Here is a 23,200-nt window from a genome sequence, read left to right as displayed (position 1 = left end):
CCGGCCCGCCGGCCCTTGCTCAAGATCGCGGCATCCCATTGATGCTCCTGGAGGCATGGTGCTGCCAACCGCTCGCGGCCTGAGTTTCACCTTCGAGCCCGTCAACGGCGCGACGTTCGACGTCATTGAATTCACGCTGGACGAGGCGTTGTCCGAGCCTTACAGCCTGCGGCTGCAACTCTCCAGCCGTGACCCGGCAGTGGATTTCGGCGCGCTGCTGGACCAATCCGCGCTGTTCACCATCTGGCGCGGAACGCAGGCCATCCGATATGTCCATGGCGTCATTTCCGAGTTCGAGCAGGCGGATACCGGGTTTCGGCGCACGCGCTACCGGGCGCGTGTCGAACCGTCGCTGGCGCGGGCGGCGCTATGTTCCGACTGGCGCATCTATCAGCACCTGGCAGTGCCCGAGATCATGGCCGATGTGGTCAAGCGCCAGGGCATCACCGACTACCAGCAGGTCACCGCCCATGAACACCTGCCTCGCGAGTACTGCGTACAGGCCGGCGACACAGACCTGCGGTTCCTCGACCGCCTGGCCGCGGAGGAAGGCTATTTCTACCGCTACGAGCACACCAATAAGGGCCATCGTCTGATCCACGCGGATCACATCGGCTCCCAGGGTGAAATCGACGGCGGGCCGGTCACGTACAACCCGAACCCGGGCGGCGACCAACCCGAGCCGGCGCTGCACAGGTTCGCTTACGCCGAACGCGTACGCACCGCCGTGCAGACCCAGCGCGACTACGCCTACACGAATCCCCGGTATGGCCAGGAGCATTCTCCAGTCGCCGCCGGCCTGGACCATCAAGACCCCCGCTACGAACGCTATGACTATCCTGGCCGGTACACGCGCGATGAAGCGGGCGCGCCCTTCACGCAGACCCGTCTGCTGGGCCGGCGCCGCGATGCGTGCGTGGCGCTTGTAGAGGGCGATGACGCGCGCCTGATCCCCGGCGTCGCCTTCCGCCTGGCGGGCCATCCCCGTGACGAATGGAATCAGGGCTGGCGGCCGGTGCGCATGCGGCATCACGGCATACAGCACACCAGCCAGGAAGAAGAGGCTGCGGGCTCCGAACACGGCACCCGGTATCGCTACACCGCCGAACTCGTTCCCGCCAAGGTCGACTGGAAGCCCGAGCCCTGCCCCAGGCCCCGCATCGACGGTCCCCAGATAGCCACCGTCGTTGGACCGCCGAACGAAGAGTTCTTCTGCGACGCCTGGGGCAGCGTCAAGGTGCAATTCCCCTGGGACCGCCTGGGCCGGAACGACGAACACAGCTCCTGCTGGGTCCGCGTGTCGCAAAACTGGGCCGGCGCCCAGTGGGGCCACATGGCCGTCCCACGCATCGGGCAGGAAGTCATCGTCCAATTCGTCAACGGCGATTGCGACCATCCCCTGATCGTAGGCAGAAGTTACCGCGCAACCAACCTGCCTCCCTATGAATTGCCCCGGCACAACATCCTCAGCACCATCAAGAGCAAGGAACACAAGGCCGACCGTGCCAACGAACTGCGACTGGACGATACCTCCGGCCAGATCAGCGCCGCGTTGATGAGCGACCACGGCGCGACGGCCTTGCACCTGGGCTATCTGACCCACCCGCGCCCGTCCGGCGGCGCGCCTCGCGGCGAAGGGTTTGAACTGCGCACAGACGAGCACGGGGCCTTGCGCGCGGCCAAGGGCCTGCTGCTTGCCACCGATGACCGCAGGCAAGCCCAAGGCGGCCACCTGGACCGTTCGGAGCTGGCCGGCGTGCTGGAAGCGGCGTTGGAACTGGCCCGGAATCTGGGCGAATACGCGGGCGGACACCAGGGGGTCCCCCACGACGCCACGCCCCAACACTCGCTGACCGAGGCTATCCGCGGACTGGGCCGGGGCGCAAATGACCAGCCCGCTGGCGCGGAGGACGACGGCCAGCCCGCGATTGCGCTCAGCGCTCCCGCGGGCATCGCTGCGGGCACCCCCGCCGCCATCACGCTGACGGCCGGCGAGCACATCGACAGCATCGCCCAACAGAACCAGCACATCAGCGCCGGCGCAAAGGTCGTGCTCAATGCCGGCGGCGACCTGGGCATGTTCAGCCAGGGGGGCAGCATGCGCCATATCGCGCATCAGGGAGAAATGCTGCTGCAGGCCCAGCGCAACCACATCCGCCTCCAGGCGGATCAAAGCGTCGAGATCACGGCCAGCAACGAGCACGTGCTGATCGCCGCCGACAAGCACATCACCCTGTTATGCGACGGCGCCTACATCAGATTGGCCGGGGGAAATATCGAACTGGGCATGCCCGGCGCCTTCACCGTCAAGGCCGCCTCGCACGAGCTATCGGGCCCGGCCGGCAGCGGGGCGGCCCTGCCCGTCTTCAAGTCTCCCGACGTCACCGCCGGCGATTACGCCGGCCGCTTTCGGCTACGCAAGACGGACGAGCGCGCTTTCGAGCGCTACCGCTATCGCATCAAGGCCGGCGGCACGCTGCTGATGGAAGGCACGACCGACCAGAATGGTGAAACGGAATTCATCGACACGCCGGGGGCTCGCAGCGTGCAGACCTACAAGACCATCATGCGCGACGACCAGAAGATCCCCGACGATCCCGACGCGCTCGTCGGAGACCTGGACGCCGCCAACCCCAATTTTCCGGAACCGGGCCCGCGAGACGAGGAATTCATGGACGAGCAAATGGAAGGAAACCCGTAATGGAAGAAAACGCCTGATGGTCGCCCCCGCTGCTGCCGCCGCCGTCGTCTGGGGAGTCCGCGCCTATCGCGCCTACGCCGCCTATGAAACCGCGCAAACCGCGATCGAGACCGCCGAAACGCTGGCTCACATCGCTCAGCGCAAGAAGGAAGTCGAAACCGTCCTGAAAGACATCATCAGGGGAATGAAGGAAGAGATCGACGTAAAGAGTTCGACGTTCGTCCGGACCGGCGGCAATGTCACGATATCCCGCGGCCGCAACGAAAACGTGACTTACCGTCACTACATCGAACGCAAGATCCCGTTCCGGCCCGTCATCAGCACCGCATGCCAGTGGGCGCTGAAGTCTCCCATTACCGTACCCCGCCGGATACGCAAGAAGATCCCGGGCGATGTCATAGAGACCACCGTGGATATCACGCTCAAGCAGACCACGGCCTCATTGGTGTTCGAAGCGGTGGACGATCTGCTGGGATGGCAAAGCCCGCTCAAGGCCGAACCGAACTACGACGGAAAGACGTACGCCGCAATGCTCGGCCAGCCGTCCACCCGTCCGAAGCGCATCAGCGAGTATTTTCCGTTCTGGCCACGGCCCAGAGGCAGCCTGGCGCCGGATCTTGTGATCGTGGAATATCGCCAGCAGCCGTTTGAAGTCAGCAATGTCTTCGCAGCGGTGGAGATCAAGTTTCCGAATGATTGGGTGAAGGGAAAGCAGATGGACGACTACGTTCGCCTCATGAACAGAGATAAAAATAAAGTAGCGCTTGTCCGCGTACCGGAAGACTGCACGGGTTACAAGCCTGGCCAAGCCGGCCATGACAAGGGATCGTCAGGGAGGCGTCGATGAGCACCGTTAACTCGCTAGTCGACCAGGATATGGTCGACATGATGATTTCGGAATTGAAGGAATGGCCCAACTACGTGGTCAATCATGGTGATTTTGAAATGTCCGTGTCGCCGTTCATCACGTTCTACTTCAACTATGACCCAGCCCACTACCTGCACACTACCCTGTCCATGATCGACGTCCACGAAGCCTTTGAAAAGCTTCTCGGCCACCCTTACACGGTTGCCACACACCCCGACTCCGAGCGGCCTCATCCGTATGGCTCGAAGCGGCTCGGGGATCTGCGTGAATGGGCCAGGAAAACCCCTCTTCATCAAACGTTCGCCGTTAACTTCACCGACGAAAATAACCACAACAGTTCTCCTGCCACCGCCGCCTATCTATGGCGAAGGTCCGATCGAGGCAACGACGGAGCAGATTACTCGTCCCTGCAACTCTATTTTCGTTGGCAGTGGTGGCTCGACAATAAGGATGCCTGGCGGCGATTGGTTCTCGACACGATCGGCCGCCTGAAGCCCGCACAGGTCTACAGCGGCTTCGCGATGGCAACCCCCCTGGCATTCGGCATGCGTTCGGAAACGACAGTCTGGGATCGCGCGCTTGCTCCACATTTCTATGGACTGGACACAGACTACCCGTTCGGCATGACCTATATGCCAGATCTACCCTCCGGCATCCGCCCGCCCACCTGGGGCTTCTTCCTCTCCGACACCTGGCGCGAAAAGCTTTCCATCACCCGCGAAGACGTCGCCGCCCATCTCGACGACCCGCGCATCCGCATCGATACGCTCGGTTGCGGGCAATGGATCGAACTCGGCCCGCAACCGGAGCTCTATCCCGTCGAAGACGGCGTGCCCGAGCTTCCCGTCCGGCTCAACCGCCTGCTGCGCCGCATCCGCCACCCGCAATTGGACCTGATCGGCTTCGGCGAGTGGGACGGCGACCCCAACGAACGCTTCAACCGCCGCGACACCCAGCGCTGGCTTGCCCGCTTCGATGACGACAGCGACTGGCCCTCACCTGAAGCCCGAGGCAGGACGCCAGGCACCCCGCCCGTGGAACCCACGCCCACCCACATCGTCGTCGGTGAACGGATTCCTTCCGAAGGCTGGTGGTACACGCTGGCCAAGAACAACTCGCGCCGATACTTCCAGGCAGGAGAACTCGCCCCGCCCATCTCGGACGACACCACCCGCGGCCGCGTCATCTGGCAACGCGATATCGACCAGCGCGCCCCCGAACCCGAACCGGCGCGCATGGCCACGACCGGCCAGCTCGCGCCCCGCGCGGGCCGGTGGCGAGTCGACGACAAAGGCGAGATCCTATGCACGGTCGCGCAACATGAACCGCTGCCGGCGCACGAGGGCGCGCCCGTTACCTGGCATTGGATGCACGACACGCCTGCCGGCACCGTCCGCATCCGATCCGGCCAGCCTTGCCCATACCCCGGCACCTGGACCTGCGAGGAATTCCCCACCGGACCGCAGACCTTCACGTATCAGTCGATCATGCCTCAGGTGAACGGCCACGATGTCACCTGGGTAGTGGTCAAGTTCTTTGGGTAACCCATAAACGCCGCGCACGATCGACGCCAGGCAAGGCCAAATCCACACGCGCCCCTCCCGTTCCATCGGCTCACACGCCTTCCCCAAAAATTGCGCAGGACGCGAGACGCGGGATGCGGAACGCTGGACGCGAAATACGGGACTTGGGATAGGGGACGCAGGACGAGGGATGCGGGATGCGGCGCAACGCGGATGTGCAACGCAGGAAGCAGACGCGACGGGCAGGATGCAAAAGCAAACGCAAGACGCAAGACAACGCGTAAGCCCCCAAAGGCCGCCCGCGCGGCCGGCCGGGGGCAGGCCCCGCAAGATCATCCATCACTCAAAACAAGCGGGCAAGAACCTCAAGAACCCCATCCGCCCCAGCGTCCGTGAAGCTTCAATCACCGGAGCCTGGCGAGGCGGGGGCCTGGGGTACGCGGGGCGTCGATAAGCCCAAGGGAAACCGTAGGGAGCCGAAGGCGTACGAGGTTGACGCAGGGGCAGCCCGGAGCGAAGGCTCCGGGCCGCAATCGCAGCCCCGCGTACCCCAGGCCCCCGCCACGCCAGGCGCCAAAAGAACCGACACCCGCCGCAACCAAGCAAGCAAGCAGCAATCGAACACCGATCAAACGATCAAACAATCGAAGCCTAAAACCGCCCCCGAAGCCACTCCTCCAGGTCCCCCGCCGGCAAAGGCGGCGAAAACAGGAACCCCTGCCCCGCCGCACACCCCTGCTCGATCAGAAACCGCCGCTGCTCCTCGTTCTCGACGCCCTCGGCAACCACCGGCAGACTCAGGCTCTCCCCGATCCGTATCACCGCGCTCGTCAACGCCCTGGCCGCATCGTCGCTTTCCAGCCCCTGCACAAAACTGCGGTCCAGCTTCAGCTCATCCACGATCAGCCGCCGCAAATGCCCCAGGCTCGAATATCCCGTCCCGAAATCATCCATCGACAGCCGCACGCCCAGCCTGTGCAGCTCCGCGATCGTCCGCAGCGTACCCGCCGTCGCGTCCAGCACCACGCCTTCCGTAATCTCCAGCATCAGATCCGCCGGCGCCAGACCAAACTCCGCCAACGTCGCGGCAATCATCCGGGGCAGGTTCAGATTATGAAAATTCGTCGCCGACAGATTCACCGACACCGAAGGCACCCGCAGCCCATTGTTGCGCCAGACCGCAAGCTGCGAACACGCCTCGCGCAGCGCCCAGTCGCCCAGATCCCCGATCAGGCCGCACTCTTCGGCCAGCGGCACGAAACGCGCCGGCGAAATATCGCCCAGAGTCGGATGGCGCCAGCGGGCCAGCGCCTCCACCCCATACAGGCTGCCATTCTTCAACCCCACCTGCGGCTGATAATGCAGCCGCAACGCCTTCGCCTCCAGCGCATCGCGCAGCGCGGCTTCCAGCGCCAGCCGCTCCTGCGCCTGGCGGTTCATCTCCGCGCTGAAGAACGAAATGCGGTTACGGCCCGCCGTCTTGGCCTGGTACATCGCCATGTCGGCATGGCGCAGCAGCGTGTCCATGTCACGCCCGTTCTCCGGGAAGACACTGATGCCGATACTGGCCGACGGATTCAGCGTAATACCGCCCACCGAGAACGGCTGGGCAAGCGCCAGCAGAATGTGTTCCGCGGCCGCGGTCAACCGGCCGTGCTCGAACTCCGGCATCAGCATCACGAACTCGTCGCCGGAGAGCCGGCCGACGATATCCGCCGGACGCGCCAGACGGCGCAGACGTTGCGCCACATCGCGCAGCAGCGCATCGCCGATCGGGTGGCCCAGCGTATCGTTGACCTGCTTGAAGCGGTCCAGATCCAGGAACAGCACCGCAACCCGCTTGCGTTCCGGTTCGGCGCGCGCGATCGCCTGCTCGGCCTGCGCCAGCAGCAGATTCCGGTTGGGCAGCCCCGTCAGCTCGTCGTAGAACGCCAACTGGCGAATGCGCGCACGCGCTTCCTCGCGCTCCAGCGCCAACGCGCACAGATAGACGCACACATCCACCAGCCGGTGATGGAAATCATCCGGCAGGCGGCGTTCGCGGAAATAGAAACCGAAAGTGCCGATCACCCGGCCGTCGCTGGACTTGATGGGCGACGACCAGCACGCCTTGATGTCCTCGGGCAGCGGCAGATGCCGGTAATCGTCCCAAAGCGGATCCGTCGCGATGTCCGGCACGATCACCGGACGCCCCAGAAACGCCGCGGTGCCGCAGGCGCCCGCCTGCGGACCGATCGCCACGCCGTCCAACGCATCCGCATAGGCCTGCGGCAGGCTGGGGGCCGCCAACGGCCGCAGCAGGCCGGCGTCGTCCACGCGCAGTACCGTGGCCGCCACCTCGGGCGCCAGGCGTTCGACCTCGCGGCACACCATGTTCATGACCTCGACCACCGAGGCCTCATTGACCATGGCCTGCAGCACGCGGCGCTGCAGAACCTCATGCACCTTGGTGGGCGTGATGTCCGTCAACACATCCACGATGTTGACCAGCGTGCCGCGGTCGTCGAACACCGAATTGGCCATCACCGAAACCCACAGCGGCTTGCCGCCACGGTCGTAGACCAGCACGTCCTTGTGGTAGCCCTCGCGGCAGGCGATGCGCCTGTGCAGTTCCTCGCGCGTGCCGCCGTCGGGCCGGCCGCCGGCCAGCAGTTCGCCCAGGTCCTGGTGCACCGCGTCGCCGCGCGAAAATCCCAGCATGCGCTGGAAGCCATCGTTCACGTAAACGATGCGCCCATCGCAGCCGGACACGGCCACCGCGTTGCCGGTTTCATTGATGCCCAACAGCAACAGGCGGACTTCTTCCTGCCGTTCGGCATCGGCAATCGACTTGCGCGAAATCACCGAGATGCGGCCGACTTCGCCCGCATCGTCCAGCATGGGCAGGTAGGTCGCCTCGATCCAGAGCGAGCTACCGTCCTTCTGGCGGTAGCGGCACGTGCCGGAGAAGTGCTGCCCGCCGCGCAGCCGCGCCCAGATCCGTTCGCCGCTGGCGATGCCCTTGCCCTCGTCCATGCTGTCGCACAGCATATCGTGGCGCAGGGCCGGGATTTCGTCGTGGGCATAGCCCACCGCGGCCAGAAAATTTGCGTTGGCGTTCAGCAAGGCGCCAGTTGCGTCGAAGTCGAACAGCAGAAGCGCCCGGTTCATCGACGTCAGGTAATTGTCCACCTGCCACGCGGAGCCTTTGGGGGTCGCGCTCGAACCGCCAAGGTGAGAATCAAGCATAAGGGGCTCCATACCGGATAACAGCCGTTCCGGGTTCATTCAGCGCTTGGGAAAACCAAGGGCGACGCGGTCGCGTCCGTCCTGCTTGGCCAAGTACAACGCCTGATCCGCCCGGCTGAGCGTCTCTGAGAAAGTCTCGCCCAAGTGGTGGTACGCCATCCCGATGCTCACGGTCAGTCTCAAGACATCCCCACCCGCCGCGACGGCCAACCCGCGCACGTCGCCGACCAGCCGGTCCATGACGGCCTGGGCCGCGTCCGGTTGGGTATTGGGAAGCAGCACCAGGAATTCCTCGCCGCCCCAGCGGCCGCAGAGATCGTAATCGCGCAGGCTTTCCACCAGCACGCCGGCCAGTTCGACCAGCGCCCGGTCGCCGGTTTCGTGGCCATGGCGGTCGTTGACGGCCTTGAAATGATCCACGTCCAGCATGGCGACAACGAAACTGTCGCCGCTGCGCGAGGCGCGCTGGACCTCTTGCTTGATCATCTCCATCAGCGCGCGCCGGTTCAGCAAACCGGTCAGGGGATCACGGCTGGACGTCTCTTCGAGCGCCCGGTTCAGATCGCGCATCATGTTCTGATAGTGATCCGAGATCCGCGCGATACGGGTCAGGCGGCGCAACTGCCGGTCGAACTGGTCGCACAGCCCCAGTTCACGCTCGTGCGCCATCGTCTGGTAGGCGTCCGAGAGCTGGGTCACGCGCTGGATGCGCGTCATCTGTTCACCAGTGTGCCGCCACAGCGCCTCGAGCGCCTCGCGCAGCGGATGGCCGGCATAGGCCGGATCCGCCAGCAGCTCGGCGATGCGCTGATCCAGTTCGGCGGCGCCCGGTTTCATTGGCGGCCGACAACCGAAAACGGAAAGGTGCAGTCTTCCTTGAATTCCTCGGCCAGCTCTCCGACGCGCTCGTTGCGCATGTCGTAGAACCACGTGACGCTGACCTGGCGGTCCTTGCGATGCGCCGCCTCCAGCACATCGAAGATGTCCATGACCGACTTGATGCTGCTGGTATTGAGATACAGCAGTTCCAGTTCCAGGTTCAGGGGCGCGGCACTGGTTTGCAGGTACGCCTCGACCCATTCGATGACAGGGCCGAACAGTTCGAAGGAATTCTCGGGATAGGAATCGCCGCGCATCGCCAGCACGCCGGCGGCTGCGTCGGCGGTAATGGCGGGCGTGGACTGGGTCCCGGGAATGTTCAGGTCTTTCATCAAATACTCCGAAAATAATCCTTGAAGCGGGCGCGCCCTCAGACCACGACGCTCAGGCTGAAGAATGCCTTCCCCGCCTGCGCGGCGGGGGTCAGGCTGGCTTCCAGCGGAGCGCCGGCGCGGCGCGCGATGTCTATCAGCCCCAGGCCCGCGCCCGAAGCAACGCCCTGGGTGCGCGGCTTGTGTAGCTGCGCCTTGTATTCGGCCTTCAATGCGGCCTTGTCCAGCGCGGCCAGTTCCTGGATCCGGGCGACGAGATTGTGGCCGTCTTGCGAGTTGACCAGATTGCCCGCCGACACCACATAACGGCTTTCGTCGCGACGCCCGATCACCACCGTGGCCGACGCGTCCACATCGCCATTCAACGCCGCATACTGGCGGATATTCTGGATCATTTCTATATAAACGGAGAACACGTCCATGGCTTCCGCGGGCCGCACATGCTCGGCATTCAGGTAATTCTTGAGCGCGTTGCCGATTTCTTCGATCAGGCTGCGGGAAATCGGCCCGTTGAAACACAACAGGGTGCGGTTCTGGTCGAACCGCTCGCCCAGTGCGTAGAGATCGGAGGCATTCATGAGGGTATCGCCCTGATAACGATTATTCGAAACGGAAAGACAGCAAGGTAATGTCGTCGCGCTGCGGCCGGCCACCTTGGTATTCGGCGAGCGCCTGAGTGAACGCGGCCGCCTGTTCGGTTAACGGCCGCCGGGCGTGCGTCTTGAGCATTTCGGCAAAACGCGTGTTGCCAAAGCCAAAACCGTGCTCGCCGCCCGCCTGATCCAGGAATCCATCGGTCGCCAGGTAGTACGTCCAGCCCGGCTCCATCTGCAGTGCAATGTTCTGGTAGATCCCCGTGCGCTTGTCGCCCAGCGCGCGCTTGCCACCAGGGACCTCGCGCAGGCTCTCGCCATCGCTTGCATACAGGCTGATCTTCGCGCCCGCGTACAGTAGACGGCCAGTTTCGCGGTCAATATATACCAGGCCCGCATCGGTGTTGGTGGCAAGGGCCCGGGGCAATTGCGCATCCGCAAGCATGGCGCGTATGGCGTTGTCGGTGCGTGTCAGGATGCCCGCCGGATCGTTCGGCCCGACCTCGGTGATCGCAAGGTCGATGGCGGCGCGGGCCAGCATCGTCATCAGCGCGCCGGGCACGCCGTGGCCCGCGCAGTCCATGATGCCCAGCAGGCAGTTGACGCCGTCCGAACGGAACACATAAAAGTCGCCCCCCACGACGTCGCGCGGCTTCCACAGGACAAAGTGGTGCGCGCCCAGCGACTGGGTCAACTGGCGGTCGGGCAGGATGGCGCGCTGGATCAGGCTGGCGTAGTCGATGGAGTCGCCGATCTTCTTGTGGGCGGCCGCCATGGCGCGGTTGGCGTCCTCCAGTTCGGAAGTGCGCTCGCGGACCTTGGTTTCCAGCTCGGCGGTGTGCTTGCGCACCTTGTCCGCCATCACCCCGAAGGCGCGGCTCAGGTCGCCGATCTCGTCCTGGCCGCCCGGGGGCAGACGCACGTCATAGCTGCCGTCGGCGATGGCGCGCGCCGACTGCTGCAGGCGGCGCAAGGGGCGCAGCATCAGCCGTTCGATCGCGTAGCCGAAGCACAGCAGCATGGCGGCGAACAGCACCACCAGGCCGATCGCGGCCGGCCACAGCCAATCCGTATCCAGCACGCGCGCGGCGCCCAGATCCACCACCGTCAGCACATGCCAGTGCAGCTCGGGCATGTAGGCCACGGAAACCAGTTGGCGCACGCCGTCCATCTTCACCCAGGCCGATTGCACGGACTGCGGGTCGGCCTGCGCGGCATGCATGGCCGACAGCAGTTCGGCGCGGCCTTCGTTGGCGTCCAGCAGGCTGAAGACCATGCCTTGGCCGCCCGCCCCGCCCGCGCCCGAGTTGTAGGCGATGAGCGCGGGGTTCATGTGGGCCTGGATGGCGCCTTTTTCGTCGACGATGATGGGCGTGACGCCAGGCTGCCCGCTGTTGACGAACTCGCGCAGAAAGCCGCCCACGTCCAGGCCCGCGCCCGTCAGGCCCATGACCCTGTCGCCGTCCCGGACCTGGACATTGATCCAGACCTTCGTGGTCTTGAGCTTCAGATCCGGATTGACGTTGATGTTGTACTTGGCGGGGGAGGCGATCGTGGCGTAGAACCAGCCGTCATCGGCGGCGTTCCGGCTGAGCGTATAGCGCGGCTCTTCGGACAACGGCTGGTCGTCGTTGAAGTAATAGTTGCCGGAGGCGGCGCTGGCGATGAAATAAGCGCGGCCGAGCAGGTCGCGGCGGTAGCCGTCGGCTTCACGGAAGAACAGTTCGCGGGCGGCGGGATCGCTCTCGTTGCGCAGCCAGCGGCGCGTGACCTCGCTATCGGCCAGCCGCTGGGACAGCGCCAGTTCGCGCGATACCGGAGCCAGGATGCGCTGGCGGTTCAACTGCGTGAAATTATCGGCAAAGGCGCGGCCAAAGTGGTCCCGGACCCCGTCCAGCACCTGCCAGCCGATCAGCGCGGCCGGCGCCAAGGCGACAAGACACGCCAACAGCAGCGCCATTAGTGATTTCCTGCGCAAACCCCATTTCGCCATGCGAAGTCTTCCTGACAGCCTGATAAGAAGTCATGTGCGCGGCAGGGGACGGCGCGGGCCGGCGGCAGGGCCGTGATCGGCCCGTCGCCCGCTGATGCCCCCGCCTTTTGAGCCATGAGCCTGATCGCCCGCGCACCGATTCGGTGCTGCTGGCGCGGCTAGTGTAGAGAACAGCGGGGGTAATTGATACAGGTGCAAACGTCTGGATGCGCCGTAGACACCTTAAGTTTCATCGCAGCAATATAAATCTTGATTTATTGCGATTTATATCAGCCACCGTTACCACTCGCGCCGCGGCAGTGCGGCTTTATTGCTACACGCCCAGGTAGCGTTCCCAGAGGCTGCGGTCGGCGTCGAGCGCTTTGGAGTCGCCTTTCCACACGACTTTGCCGCGCTCGAGGATGACGTGCTGGTCCGCCAGGCTTAGCAACCTTTCGACATATTTGTCGATCACCAGGATGGTCTGCCCCGCCGCGCGCAGGCGCGCCAGGCAGTTCCAGATTTCTTCGCGGATCTTCGGCGCCAGGCCTTCGGTGGCCTCATCCAGGATCAGAAGCCGGGGATTGGTCACCAGCGCGCGGCCAATCGCCAGCATCTGCTGTTCGCCGCCCGAAAGCTGGTTACCCATGTTGCGGGCGCGCTCCGCCAGCCTGGGGAAGAGTTCGAACACGCGCTCCGGCGTCCAGGGCGCGCCGATGTCGGGATTGCGGGCCGCCACGAAGGCGGTCAGGTGTTCGCGCACGGTCAGATTGGGAAAGCACTGACGCCCTTCGGGCACGATGGCCACGCCGGCGCGTGCAATGCGGTCCGGGCTCCAGCCGCTGATGTCCTGCCCCGCGAAATGGATCTTGCCCCCGCGCAGCGGCAATTGGCCGAACAGGGTGCGCAGCAGCGTGGTCTTGCCCATGCCGTTGCGGCCCAGCAAGGTCACGACCTGGCCCGCGCCGATCTCGAGGTCCACGCCGAACAGCACCTGGCTCGCGCCGTAGCCGCTCTTGGCCGATTCAATGGTCAGCATCACGCGGTCTCCTCGTCGCCCAGGTAGGCTTGCCGCACTTCCGGGTTGGCGCGGATCTCGTCCGGGTTGCCGGTGGCGATCACGCGGCCATACACCAGCACCGACAGGCGGTCGGCCAGGCGGAACACCGCCTGCATGTCGTGTTCAACCAGCAGCATGGCGGCGCGCCCCCGCATGGATTCGATCAATTCGGTCAGGCGGACGGTCTCGTCGGGGCCCATGCCCGCCATGGGCTCGTCCAGCAGCAGCACGCTCGGCCGCGCGGCCAGCGCCAGGGCGAACTCCACCTTGCGCTGCTCGCCGTGCGGCAGGGTGCCGGCCGGGCGTTCCAGCAGACTGGCGTCGATGGCGCATTCCCGGGCCAGCTCGCGCGCCTGCTCATACAGCGCGGACTCGGCCGCCCGCGCCTGCCAGAAGCGGAAGCTGCTGCCCGAGTGGGCCTGGACGGCCAGCACCAGGTTGTCCAGCACGCTGGACTGTTTGAAGATATTGGTGATCTGGTAGGACCGCGACAGCCCGGCCGCCACGCGCTGGTGCGCATTCATGCCGGTAACGTCGCGCCCTCCCACGGTCAGCGAGCCCGAATCGGCGGACAGCGTGCCGGACAGCAAGTGAATCAGCGTGGACTTGCCCGCGCCGTTCGGCCCGATCAGGGCGTGGATCTCGCCCGGGTTCAGGGACAACGACACATTGTCGGTGGCCACCAGCGCGCCGAACCGGCGCACCAGCCCGCGGGCCTCCAGGGCGGGCGCCCCGCCCTTCGCGGCGGCGTTCATCGAAGCATTCATCGGGACGGTCATGAGCCCACCTTGCCGGATTGCGGGGCGGCGCGTCCGCCGAACAACGGGCCGAACAGCCCGACCAGACCGCGCGGCGCGCCAAACACCACGCACAGCAGCAGCACGCCCAGCGGCAAGTGCCAGTATTCCGTCCACAGGCGCAGCACTTCTTCCAGGGTCAGCATCACCACCGCGCCGGCCACGCCGCCGTAGCGCAGGCCGATACCGCCCACCAGCACCATGATCAGCAGGTTGGCGGACTGGGTCCAGTGCATCAGGCTGGGCGAAATGAACAGGTTGTGGTTGGCCAGCAGGGCGCCCGCCAGGCCGGCGGCCGCGCCGCTCAGGGTGAAGGCCATGAGCTTGATGCGGTAGACCGGGTAGCCCATGGATTCCATGCGCGACTCGTTCTCGCGGATGCCTTGCAGGGCCGTGCCGAAGCGTGAAACGACCACGCGGCCGAACACCCACATCAGCAGCGCGAACAGCACCAGCACCAGATAATAGAAGCTGACGTCATTGGCGAGATCGATGCCGGGCAAGGTGGAATAGCCGGGCAGGTTCAACCCGTCTTCCCCGCCGTACTGGCGCAGCGAGATGAAGATATAGAACAGCATCTGCGCGAACGCCAGCGTGATCATGATGAAGTACACGCCACGCGTGCGCAGCGAGATCGCGCCGGTGATGCAGGCCAGCACGCCCGCCAGCAGCATCGCCACGGGCCACACGATCAGCGCGGACGTGACCCCCGACATGGCCAGGATGCCCACCGCGTAAGCGCCCGCGCCGAAGAACGCCGCATGCCCCAGCGCCACCATGCCGCCGTAGCCCAGGATCAGGTTCAGGCTGGTCGCGGCCAGCGCGTAGATCAGCACGCGCCGCACGAAAGAAATGTAGAAATCCAGGCCCAGCATCGGCGCCACCAGCGGGAACACCGCCAGCGCGGCCAGCAGGACCACGGTCCAGAGTTTGGTTCTCATGATCAACCCCGCGCCGGAAACAGGCCGGAGGGCCGGAACACCAGCACAGCCGCCATCAATACATAAATGGCGATGGCGGCCAGCGTCGGCCCGACGCTGGAGGCCACCGCCGGCGAGAAGACCTGGCGCAGCAGCATCGGCAGGAAGGCCCGCCCCGCCGTGTCGACCATGCCCACCAGCAGGGCGCCGACAAAGGCGCCCCGGATCGAGCCTATGCCCCCGATGACGATGCACACCAGCACCAGGATCAGGATCTCTTCGCCCATGCCCACCTGCACCGAGGTGATCGGGCCGAGCAGCGCGCCGGCGACGGCGGCCAGCATGGCGCCCAGCACGAACACGCCCAGGAACAGCAGAGGCACGCGCACGCCCATCAAGGTGGCCATCTGGCGGTTGGATGCGCCGGCCCGCACCAGCACGCCGGCCCGGGTCCGCGTCACGAACCAGTACAGGCCCGCGGCCGCGGCCACGCCGAACACGATGATCATGAGGCGGTAGGCGGGATACAGCAGGTCGGGCAGGAGGCGCACCGGCCCGGACAGGACGGCGGGCATGTTCAGCATGACCGGGGCCGGACCCCAGATCATCTTGACCAGATCATTGGCGATGAGAATGACCGCATAGGTGCCCAGCACCTGGGCCAGGTGGTCGCGCAGCGCCAGCCGGCGGATCAGGGTGAGTTCCAGCGCGATGCCGACCAGGCCGGTGGCGACGGCCGCCACCAGGACGGCGGCGGTGAACGAACCCGTGCGCTGCATGGTTTCGGCGGCGACATAGGCGCCGGCCATATAGAGCGAGCCGTGAGCCAGATTCATGATGTCCATGATGCCGAACACCAGGGTCAGCCCGGCCGCGATCAGAAACAACATCAACCCAAACTGCAGACCGTTCAGCAATTGCTCGACGATCAGCGTAAACGTCATGAAAACTTCCCCCTTGCCGCGCGTCGCCGAAGGGCCCCCGCGATCAATTCACCAAAGCTATCCAACCTGCATCCCGCAACGAACATCGCAGCGCTCGAATCATGGCCTGTCCGCCCCCAAGCGGGGTCGCGCGGATCCGGCTTTTCCGGTCCGCTGCGACGCCCCCCGGGGGGAAGCGCGCAGCGCTCCGGGGGGGTCACATATTTTTGCAGTCGCCGACGTAGACGTCCTGGTACTTGTCGAACACCTTGCCCACCAGCTTGTTGGTGATGCGGCCGCTGGCGTCCTTGTCGACGACACGCTGGTAGTAGGCCTGGATGGGGTAGTGGTTCTTGCCGTAGGTGAAGCTGCCGCGCACCGAGGGGTAGTCGGCCTTTTCCAGCGCCTTCACGATGGCAGCGCGGTCCGAAGCCTTGCCGCCGGCCTGTTTGACGGCGGCGTCCATGGCCATGATCACGTCGTAGGCCTGGGCGGCGTACACCGACGGATAGCGGCCGTTGTATTCCTTGCGGAACGCTTCGACGAAGGCCTTGTTCTGCGGCACGTCAAGGTCATGCGCCCATTGCGCCGTGTTATACATGCCCAGCATCGGTTCGCCCACGGCCTGGATCACGTCCTCGTCGGCGGAGAAGCCCGGCCCGATCAGCTTGACGCTTTGCGACAGGCCGGCGGACACGAACTGCTTGACGAAGTTGATGCCCATGCCGCCCGGCAGGAAGATGTAGACGGCGTCGGGCTTGGCGGCGCGGATCTGCGCAATTTCGGCGGCGTAGTCGATCTGGCCGAGCTTGGTGTAGACCTCGTCGCCGGGCGCGGTCTTGTAGCCGCGCTTGAAGCCCGTCAGGGCATCCTTGCCGGCCGGGTAATCCGGGGCCATGATGAACATCTTCTTGAAGCCGCGGTCCGCGGCGACCTTGCCGGCCGCCTCATGGAAGGCGTCGTTCTGGTAGGACGTGCCGAACCAGTAGGTGTTGCACTGGGCGCCCGCGAACTGGCTGGGGCCCGGGTTGTTGGACAGGTAGGGCACCTTGGCGGCGAACAGCGCGGGGCCGACGGCCAGCGCCACATTCGAACCGATGGGCCCGGTGAAGAAATCGACCTTGTCGCGCTGGATGTAGCGCGTGACGAGCTGGCGGGCCTGGTCGGGGTTGCCGCCCATGTCGGTCTGCACGAACTCCGCGGGCTGTCCGCCCAGCTTGCCGCCCAACTGCTTGATGGCCAGATTGAAGCCGTCGCGGGCCTCGGCGCCCAGCGCCGCGAACGGGCCGGAGATATCGTTGGCGATGCCGACCTTGACGGGATCGGCCGAAGCCAGAGCCGGAACCAGGGCGGCGGCAGCCAGTAGGGAAGTGATCAAACGCATGGTGGTGTGCTCCGTGCGCGAGCCCGCGCAGAGGGTGTTCTTTTTGAAGGTGCGATTCGACAGACTTCTATGCCCGGCCTGCCGGCGCCATTGCGCCGCCGTCAAACTGGTGCTTGCAAAGAAAGTTTCCTGCAACGCCGCGATCCCGTTTTGCAGCACGGGATGGCTGGCGTGGTTCATAGTTTAGGTTTAAAGTATTCGTCAAAACAAGTCTAGGGTTTTTACTAAAGGGTTTTTACCGAACTGCCATGATCAGCAAACTGCCATGACGACCCTCTACCGCAACTACGACCGCGCCGGCCTGGACGTCCAGTACAACGCTCGCGGGACAGTACCCGACATCCAGCCGATACTCAAGAAATACGCCGAGGACAGCGCCACCGCGCGGCGCACGCTGGATTGCGCGCTGGACGTGCCGTTCGGCGACCACCCCGACGAAATGCTGGATATATTCCCCGCCGCCAGCACCGCGCCCGGCACGCCCGGCGCGCCGGTATTCGTGTTCATCCATGGCGGCTATTGGCGCCTCTTGTCCAAGAACGAATCCAGCAGCATGGCGCCGGCGTTCACGCAGGCGGGCGCGGTGGTCGTGTCGGTGAACTATTCGCTGGCCCCGGCCGTGACGCTGGACCGCATCGTGGACCAGAACCGCCGCGCGCTGGCCTGGATACACCGCCACATCGCCAGGTTCGGCGGGGACCCTGCCCGCATCCACATCTGCGGCAGCTCCGCCGGCGGGCATCTGGTCGGCGCGCTGCTGGCCGGCGGCTGGCACGCCAGCTACGAGGTTCCACCCGACGTGATCCGGGGCGCCGCGCCCCTGTCCGGCCTGTTCGACCTGCGTCCGGTGGTGCACACCCACATCAACGAATGGATGCGCATGACCGAGGCGGACGCCATCCGCAACAGCCCGACGCTGCATCTGCCCCAGACCGGCTGCCCGCTGGTGGTCAGCTACGGCGAATCCGAAACCGACGAGTTCAAGCGCCAAAGCGACGACTACCTGGCCGCGTGGCGCGAACGCGGCTTTCCCGGCCAATACGTCGCCATGCCCGGCACGAATCATTACGATATCGTCCTGACGCTCAACGATCCGCACAGCCCGCTGACACGAGCCATCTTCGATCAGATGGGTCTGGCGCCCGCTTCACAACGAATTCCCGGTAATCTTCCTAGCCATGACTGACGCCCCCGACCTGGAATCCCGCGCCGCGCCCGACGATCACCACGCGCTACGGCTATGGCTGCGCATGCTGACATGCGCCAATCTCATCGAAGGCGAGATCCGCAGCCGCCTGCGCAACGAATTCGACACGACCCTGCCCCGCTTCGACCTGATGGCGCAATTGCAGCGCGCGCCCAAGGGCATGAAAATGGGAGAACTGTCGCGCCACATGATGGTCACCAACGGCAACATCACCGGCATCACCGACCAGCTCGAAAAAGAAGGGCTGGTGGTGCGCACGAAGGTCGAGTCCGACCGCCGCAGTTCGCTGATCAAGCTGACCCCCCTGGGGAAAAAGAGCTTCGCCCGCATGGCGCGCGCCCATGAATCCTGGGTCAAGTCCATGTTCGTCGAATTGCCCGAGGCCAGCCGCAACGCCCTGTTCCAGGCGCTGGGCGAACTCAAGCTGCAGGTCGTGGCCACCCGCTCGGAATCCGCCAAGGACTGATCCCCCTAGCGGAAACCGGCGCGCGGATTGGCGCATAATTGCCGCCATGATTCCGGTTTCCCTTCCTGGCGGTAATTTCTACGTGCTGATGGCGGCCTCGCTGGCCTGCCTGTCTACGCTGCTGACCTGGCTGGCCGTGTTGGCCACGTCCCGCGGCGCCCGCCAGTGGCTGGGCGGACACCGGCGCTTCGGCACCCTGCTGATGGCCTGCCTGGCGGTCGTCGGCGCCATCTTCCCCTACCAGCAGTTCAGCCTGTGGTTCTCGGCCCAGCGCGAAGCGCGGGCCGACGACAGCCGCAAGACCGTGCTGGCCCAGCCCACCCGCCTGGCGGGCGTGGAGATGCCCGCCGGCACCGTGCTCAGCCTGGCCGCTCCGGGCGAGCTGGCCTCGTTCGACCGCGCCGTCTTTCCCGAAGCCCACCCCGCCCCCATCCAGGGCATCTCCGCCTCGCGCCTGTTCCGCTACCCGGCCTCCAGCAGGCAGGCGGAAACACTGTCCGTCGAAATCGCGCGCGACCAGGCGCTGGAAGGCTGGCTCTGCGCGCACGGGCACCGGATCGAATTCGTCATGCGGGGCGGGCAACCCCATTTCGCCAGTTGCCACCTGGCCATCGGCAATACGCTCGACCAGCAGCCGGTGCCCCCGGGCGCCTGGCTGAAAGTCGAGGAGGCCGCGCGCGGCACGCCGCTGGACGCGGCCGGGGCCGCCCCGCGCTGGCTGCTGCGCACCGAGGGCAGCGACTCCCTGACCGTCGGCAAGATCCCGCTGCTGAAAGTGGACATGCAACTGGACGGCCAGCGTCGCATGGTGGGCTTCGAAGGCCTCATGGCCCGCGACACGGTACTGGGCGACATGAGCTACCCGCCCGGCACCCGCGTGCTGTCCGCCAACCCCCGCGTGAAGGGCGCCCAGCCCGGCGACCTGCTGTTTTCGCCCTCGCGCGGCCGGTCCGCGCGCCGGGCCGGCGGCGAAGACGTGCCCGCAGGAAAGTCGGTGCTGCAGGCGCCGGACGGCACGGTACGCAGCGTGCTCGGCAACCGCGAAGCGGGCGTGCTGGACGTGGCCGCCATGCGCATCGGCCCCTGACCTTCCACTGACAAGTCCCTGCCGCAAAGCGGTGGGATAATACGAAGCTTTCCCCCGCGCGCCGCCTAGCCTGGCGGCGGTTCCGTCCCGCTTACTTCAAGAGACGAAGTCATGGCCGTTAATCTGCAGATCCCCTCCGAGTCCGAAATTTTTCCTGTTGCCGGCGTAGAAATCGGCGTCACCGAGGCAGGCATCCGCAAAGCCAACCGACGTGACCTGACGGTGTTCCGGCTGGCCGAAGGCACCAGCGTGGCGGGCGTGTTCACGCGCAACCGCTTCTGCGCCGCCCCGGTGCAGGTCTGCCAGGCCCACCTGGCCGCCGGCGGCCCCATCAGCGCGCTGGTCATCAACACCGGCAATGCCAACGCCGGCACCGGCGAGGAAGGCCTGAAGAAAGCCCGGGACACCTGCGAAGCGCTGGGCAAGCTGCTGGGCGTGCCCGCCGCGCAGATCCTGCCGTTCTCCACCGGCGTCATCCTCGAGCCGCTGCCGCTGGACCGCCTGGTCGCCGGCCTGCCGGGCGCCATCGCCGACCTGGCGGCCGACCACTGGTCCAGCGCCGCCCACGGCATCATGACCACCGACACGCTGCCGAAGATCTCGTCGGCCAAGGCGCAGATCGGCGGCAAGACGGTCACCTTCACCGGCATCAGCAAGGGCGCGGGCATGATCCGGCCCAACATGGCCACCATGCTGAGCTTCCTGGCCACCGACGCCGGCATCGCCCAGCCGCTCTTGCGCAAGCTGGCCGTGGAAATCGCCGACGCGTCCTTCAACCGCATCACCGTGGACGGCGACACGTCCACCAATGACTCCTTCATCATCGCGGCCACCGGCAAGTCCGGCGTGACCGTCAATAGCGAAAGCGACGCCGCCTACGCGGCCGTGCGCGAGGCCCTGACGGCCGCCGCGCTGGACCTGGCGACCAAGATCGTGCGCGACGCCGAAGGCGCCACCAAGTTCATGACCATCCGCGTCGAAGAAGCCGGCACCACCGAAGAGGCCCTGAAGGTGGCGTACGCCGTGGCGCATTCGCCGCTGGTCAAGACCGCCTTCTTCGCGTCGGACCCCAACCTGGGCCGCATCCTGGCCGCCGTCGGCTACGCCGGCATCGACGACCTGGACGTGTCCAACATCCGCCTGTGGCTCGACGACGTGCTGGTGGCCAAGGACGGCGGCCGCAACCCCGCCTACCAGGAAGCCGACGGCCAGCGCGTCATGAAGCAGGCCGAGATCTCGGTGCGTATCGCACTGGGCCGCGGCCAGGTGAGCGACACCGTCTACACCTGCGACTTCTCGCACGAGTACGTGTCGATCAACGCCGACTACCGCTCCTGATCAGCCATGACGGCAACCGAGTTCTCCACCCTCATCCAGCGCGCGGAACGCGTGCTGGCGCAGCTCGAGGCCTTTCTGCCTCCGGCCACTCCCGAGATCGACTGGAGCGCGCACGCCTTCCGCTGGCGCAAGCGCGGCGCCCGCGGCTGGCTGGACGCCGTGCGCCACGTCGCGCGCATCGACATGCAGGACCTCCAGCACATCGAGCGCCAGAAAGCCACCATCGACCGCAACACGCTGCAGTTCCTTGAGAACAAGCCGGCCAACAACGTGCTCATGACCGGCGCGCGCGGCACCGGCAAGAGCTCGCTGGTCAAGGCCATGCTGGCTGCCTACGGCGGCCGTGGCCTGCGCCTGATCGAAGTGGACAAGTCCGACCTGGGCGACCTGGCCGACATCGTCGAGCTGGTCGCCGCGCGGCCGGAACGCTTCATCGTGTTTTGCGACGACCTGTCCTTCGAGGAAGGCGAGCCCGGCTACAAGGCGCTGAAGTCGGTGCTGGACGGTTCGGTGTCGGCCTCGGGCGACAACGTGCTGATCTACGCCACGTCCAACCGGCGCCACCTGATGCCGGAATACATGAGCGAGAACCTGCAGGCCAAGCACCAGCCCGACGGAGAAATCCACCCGGGCGAAACGGTCGAGGAAAAGATCTCGCTGTCCGAGCGCTTCGGCCTGTGGCTGTCGTTCTACCCCTTCAAGCAGGACGACTACCTGGACATCGTGTACCACTGGCTGCGCGAGCTGGGCTGCCCGGAGGCGCACATCGAACCGTCGCGCACCGAAGCCCTGCAATGGACGATCGAACGCGGCTCGCGGTCCGGCCGCGTGGCCTATCAGTTCGCGCGCGACTGGGCGGCCCGCCATGTCTGAAAAGATCGTCGACGTCGCCGCCGGCCTGATCCTGCGTCCCGACGGCATGCTGCTGCTGGGCCAGCGGCCCGAGGGCAAGCCGTGGTCGGGCTGGTGGGAACTGCCGGGCGGCAAGCTCGAACCCGGCGAGACCGTGCTGCAAGCGCTGGCCCGCGAACTCCACGAAGAGATCGGCATACGGGTGACGCAGTCGCGCCCCTGGGTCACTTACGTGCATGTCTACCCGCACACGACGGTACGGCTGGCGTTCTGCCACGTCACCGGCTGGGAAGGCGAACCGCAAAGCCTGGAAAACCAGCGCCTGGAATGGGTGAATCCGGCCAACGCGGCTTCGGTGGGCGATCTGCTGCCCGCCACCCTGCCGCCGTTGCGCTGGCTGCAGCTACCCACCACCTACGGCATCGGCGCCATCGGCTCGCGGGCGGGCATCGCGCCGTTCCTGGGCCGCCTGGAAGCGGCGCTGGCGCGCGGCGTGAAGCTCGTGCAGTTCCGCGAACCCCAGTGGCCGGACGGCGTGGGCGCCAGCTCGCTGCACGAGGTCCTGCAGCAGGTGCAGAAGCGCTGCCGCGCCGCCGGCGCGCGCGTGCTGGTCAACAGCGTCCATCCCACGGCCTGGTGGAAGGAAGCCGACGGCGTGCATCTGCGCACGGCGGATGCGGCGCGTCTTGCCGCCCGCCCCGAACTGCCCAAAAACGCGCTGGTCGGCGTGTCCGCGCACGACAACGCCCAGGTCGTGCATGCCCGCGAGATCGGCGCCGACTTCGCCGTGCTGGGCCCCGTGCTGGACACCCCCAGCCACCCCGGCGCGCAAGCGCTGGGCTGGGAAGGTTTCGTGGAAGGCAATCGCGACGCCGGCATTCCGGTGTTCGCGCTGGGCGGGCAATCCACCCAGACCGTATCGCAGGCGCTGCGCCATGGCGCGCATGGCATAGCCGGGATACGCGGCGTAATCTGAGCCCCCGCAAGCGCCAGGACGCAACGGCCCATGCCCAGCATGGGCCGTTGCATTTCCGATGCCAGGCGGGAAAGCGCGCATAGACCGAATCGAT

At 65.9% G+C, this 23,200-nt stretch carries 19 protein-coding genes; 9 read left to right on the top strand and 10 right to left on the bottom strand.

Annotated elements, in window-relative coordinates; genetic code table 11:
• Positions 1 to 55: 55 nt before the first annotated feature.
• From ASE30_RS06105 to ASE30_RS06095, 3 genes are read left to right on the top strand one after another with little or no spacing between them, the layout of a single operon-like run.
• Positions 56 to 2,701, top strand: a complete 2,646-nt coding sequence (locus tag ASE30_RS06105) for a type VI secretion system Vgr family protein (RefSeq protein ID WP_057283404.1) — start codon at positions 56 to 58, stop codon at positions 2,699 to 2,701.
• Between the two features lie 16 nt (positions 2,702 to 2,717).
• The gene (locus ASE30_RS06100) at positions 2,718 to 3,548 is read left to right on the top strand and encodes a VRR-NUC domain-containing protein (RefSeq protein WP_057283403.1); all 831 of its coding nucleotides are present in this window, start codon (positions 2,718 to 2,720) and stop codon (positions 3,546 to 3,548) included.
• On the top strand, positions 3,545 to 5,113 hold the full coding sequence (locus ASE30_RS06095; RefSeq protein ID WP_057283402.1) for a type VI immunity family protein: 1,569 nt from the start codon (positions 3,545 to 3,547) through the stop codon (positions 5,111 to 5,113). Before ASE30_RS06100 ends, ASE30_RS06095 begins: the two co-directional genes overlap by 4 nt.
• 630 nt (positions 5,114 to 5,743) lie before the next feature.
• Here the strand turns inward: ASE30_RS06095 and ASE30_RS06090 are convergent.
• The 10 genes from ASE30_RS06090 to ASE30_RS06045 all read right to left on the bottom strand — a co-directional run bounded on the left by ASE30_RS06090 (position 5,744) and on the right by ASE30_RS06045 (position 17,180).
• The gene (locus ASE30_RS06090; protein ID WP_235515190.1) at positions 5,744 to 8,320 is read right to left on the bottom strand and encodes an EAL domain-containing protein; all 2,577 of its coding nucleotides are present in this window, start codon (positions 8,318 to 8,320) and stop codon (positions 5,744 to 5,746) included.
• Between the two features lie 39 nt (positions 8,321 to 8,359).
• Positions 8,360 to 9,157 carry a biofilm regulation diguanylate cyclase SiaD gene (gene siaD / locus ASE30_RS06085; protein WP_057283400.1) on the bottom strand — a complete coding sequence of 266 codons (798 nt, stop codon included), beginning with the start codon at positions 9,155 to 9,157 and terminating at the stop codon, positions 8,360 to 8,362.
• Positions 9,154 to 9,531 carry a biofilm regulation phosphoprotein SiaC gene (siaC, locus tag ASE30_RS06080; RefSeq protein ID WP_057283399.1) on the bottom strand — a complete coding sequence of 126 codons (378 nt, stop codon included), beginning with the start codon at positions 9,529 to 9,531 and terminating at the stop codon, positions 9,154 to 9,156. The genes siaD and siaC overlap by 4 nt, the downstream gene beginning before the upstream one ends.
• A gap of 38 nt (positions 9,532 to 9,569) precedes the next feature.
• On the bottom strand, positions 9,570 to 10,109 hold the full coding sequence (gene siaB, locus ASE30_RS06075; RefSeq protein ID WP_057283398.1) for a biofilm regulation protein kinase SiaB: 540 nt from the start codon (positions 10,107 to 10,109) through the stop codon (positions 9,570 to 9,572).
• Between the two features lie 22 nt (positions 10,110 to 10,131).
• Entirely contained in the window at positions 10,132 to 12,117 is a 1,986-nt protein-coding gene (siaA, locus tag ASE30_RS06070; protein WP_200964393.1) for a biofilm regulation protein phosphatase SiaA, read from the bottom strand.
• Between the two features lie 313 nt (positions 12,118 to 12,430).
• Entirely contained in the window at positions 12,431 to 13,135 is a 705-nt protein-coding gene (locus ASE30_RS06065; RefSeq protein ID WP_057283396.1) for an ABC transporter ATP-binding protein, read from the bottom strand.
• Positions 13,135 to 13,911 (bottom strand): ABC transporter ATP-binding protein, encoded by a 777-nt coding sequence (locus ASE30_RS06060; RefSeq protein ID WP_057283395.1) that lies wholly within the window; start codon positions 13,909 to 13,911, stop codon positions 13,135 to 13,137. The genes ASE30_RS06065 and ASE30_RS06060 overlap by 1 nt, the downstream gene beginning before the upstream one ends.
• A gap of 20 nt (positions 13,912 to 13,931) precedes the next feature.
• Positions 13,932 to 14,897 carry a branched-chain amino acid ABC transporter permease gene (locus ASE30_RS06055; protein ID WP_156407559.1) on the bottom strand — a complete coding sequence of 322 codons (966 nt, stop codon included), beginning with the start codon at positions 14,895 to 14,897 and terminating at the stop codon, positions 13,932 to 13,934.
• Positions 14,897 to 15,817, bottom strand: coding sequence for a branched-chain amino acid ABC transporter permease (locus tag ASE30_RS06050; protein ID WP_057283393.1), 921 nt, complete (start codon positions 15,815 to 15,817; stop codon positions 14,897 to 14,899). Before ASE30_RS06050 ends, ASE30_RS06055 begins: the two co-directional genes overlap by 1 nt.
• A 196-nt stretch (positions 15,818 to 16,013) precedes the next feature.
• On the bottom strand, positions 16,014 to 17,180 hold the full coding sequence (locus ASE30_RS06045; protein ID WP_057283436.1) for an ABC transporter substrate-binding protein: 1,167 nt from the start codon (positions 17,178 to 17,180) through the stop codon (positions 16,014 to 16,016).
• A 265-nt stretch (positions 17,181 to 17,445) separates the two neighbouring features.
• Between ASE30_RS06045 and ASE30_RS06040 the strand changes: the two genes are divergently transcribed.
• The 6 genes from ASE30_RS06040 (at position 17,446) to ASE30_RS06015 (ending at position 23,106) form a co-directional block, all read left to right on the top strand.
• Positions 17,446 to 18,366, top strand: coding sequence for an alpha/beta hydrolase (locus ASE30_RS06040; RefSeq protein WP_057283392.1), 921 nt, complete (start codon positions 17,446 to 17,448; stop codon positions 18,364 to 18,366).
• Positions 18,359 to 18,853: a MarR family winged helix-turn-helix transcriptional regulator gene (locus tag ASE30_RS06035; protein ID WP_057283391.1), complete on the top strand. Its 495-nt coding sequence runs from the start codon at positions 18,359 to 18,361 to the stop codon at positions 18,851 to 18,853. Before ASE30_RS06040 ends, ASE30_RS06035 begins: the two co-directional genes overlap by 8 nt.
• A 46-nt stretch (positions 18,854 to 18,899) precedes the next feature.
• Positions 18,900 to 19,940 carry a hypothetical protein gene (locus ASE30_RS06030; RefSeq protein WP_057283390.1) on the top strand — a complete coding sequence of 347 codons (1,041 nt, stop codon included), beginning with the start codon at positions 18,900 to 18,902 and terminating at the stop codon, positions 19,938 to 19,940.
• Positions 19,941 to 20,051: 111 nt separating this feature from the next.
• Positions 20,052 to 21,278 (top strand): bifunctional glutamate N-acetyltransferase/amino-acid acetyltransferase ArgJ, encoded by a 1,227-nt coding sequence (argJ, locus tag ASE30_RS06025; RefSeq protein ID WP_057283389.1) that lies wholly within the window; start codon positions 20,052 to 20,054, stop codon positions 21,276 to 21,278.
• A gap of 6 nt (positions 21,279 to 21,284) precedes the next feature.
• Positions 21,285 to 22,151: an ATP-binding protein gene (locus tag ASE30_RS06020; RefSeq protein ID WP_057283388.1), complete on the top strand. Its 867-nt coding sequence runs from the start codon at positions 21,285 to 21,287 to the stop codon at positions 22,149 to 22,151.
• Positions 22,144 to 23,106: a Nudix family hydrolase gene (locus ASE30_RS06015; RefSeq protein ID WP_057283387.1), complete on the top strand. Its 963-nt coding sequence runs from the start codon at positions 22,144 to 22,146 to the stop codon at positions 23,104 to 23,106. Before ASE30_RS06020 ends, ASE30_RS06015 begins: the two co-directional genes overlap by 8 nt.
• Positions 23,107 to 23,200: the final 94 nt, after the last annotated feature.

Source organism: Achromobacter sp. Root83, from assembly GCF_001428845.1.
Classification (GTDB): Bacteria; Pseudomonadota; Gammaproteobacteria; order Burkholderiales; family Burkholderiaceae_B; genus Achromobacter.
Note: the sequence above shows the minus strand (reverse complement) of the source record. Positions and strands in the feature narration are given on the sequence as shown.

Bases quoted from the DNA above. Each gene is read 5' to 3' on its own strand.
- ASE30_RS06105 (WP_057283404.1), top strand. From the start codon at position 56: ATGGTGCTGCCAACCGCTCGCGGCCTGAGTTTCACCTTCGAGCCCGTC.
- ASE30_RS06100 (WP_057283403.1), top strand. From the start codon at position 2,718: ATGGTCGCCCCCGCTGCTGCCGCCGCCGTCGTCTGGGGAGTCCGCGCC.
- ASE30_RS06095 (WP_057283402.1), top strand. From the start codon at position 3,545: ATGAGCACCGTTAACTCGCTAGTCGACCAGGATATGGTCGACATGATG.
- ASE30_RS06090 (WP_235515190.1), bottom strand. From the start codon at position 8,320: ATGCTTGATTCTCACCTTGGCGGTTCGAGCGCGACCCCCAAAGGCTCC.
- siaD (WP_057283400.1), bottom strand. From the start codon at position 9,157: ATGAAACCGGGCGCCGCCGAACTGGATCAGCGCATCGCCGAGCTGCTG.
- siaC (WP_057283399.1), bottom strand. From the start codon at position 9,531: ATGAAAGACCTGAACATTCCCGGGACCCAGTCCACGCCCGCCATTACC.
- siaB (WP_057283398.1), bottom strand. From the start codon at position 10,109: ATGAATGCCTCCGATCTCTACGCACTGGGCGAGCGGTTCGACCAGAAC.
- siaA (WP_200964393.1), bottom strand. From the start codon at position 12,117: ATGGCGAAATGGGGTTTGCGCAGGAAATCACTAATGGCGCTGCTGTTG.
- ASE30_RS06065 (WP_057283396.1), bottom strand. From the start codon at position 13,135: ATGCTGACCATTGAATCGGCCAAGAGCGGCTACGGCGCGAGCCAGGTG.
- ASE30_RS06060 (WP_057283395.1), bottom strand. From the start codon at position 13,911: ATGAACGCCGCCGCGAAGGGCGGGGCGCCCGCCCTGGAGGCCCGCGGG.
- ASE30_RS06050 (WP_057283393.1), bottom strand. From the start codon at position 15,817: ATGACGTTTACGCTGATCGTCGAGCAATTGCTGAACGGTCTGCAGTTT.
- ASE30_RS06045 (WP_057283436.1), bottom strand. From the start codon at position 17,180: ATGCGTTTGATCACTTCCCTACTGGCTGCCGCCGCCCTGGTTCCGGCT.
- ASE30_RS06040 (WP_057283392.1), top strand. From the start codon at position 17,446: ATGACGACCCTCTACCGCAACTACGACCGCGCCGGCCTGGACGTCCAG.
- ASE30_RS06035 (WP_057283391.1), top strand. From the start codon at position 18,359: ATGACTGACGCCCCCGACCTGGAATCCCGCGCCGCGCCCGACGATCAC.
- ASE30_RS06030 (WP_057283390.1), top strand. From the start codon at position 18,900: ATGATTCCGGTTTCCCTTCCTGGCGGTAATTTCTACGTGCTGATGGCG.
- argJ (WP_057283389.1), top strand. From the start codon at position 20,052: ATGGCCGTTAATCTGCAGATCCCCTCCGAGTCCGAAATTTTTCCTGTT.
- ASE30_RS06020 (WP_057283388.1), top strand. From the start codon at position 21,285: ATGACGGCAACCGAGTTCTCCACCCTCATCCAGCGCGCGGAACGCGTG.
- ASE30_RS06015 (WP_057283387.1), top strand. From the start codon at position 22,144: ATGTCTGAAAAGATCGTCGACGTCGCCGCCGGCCTGATCCTGCGTCCC.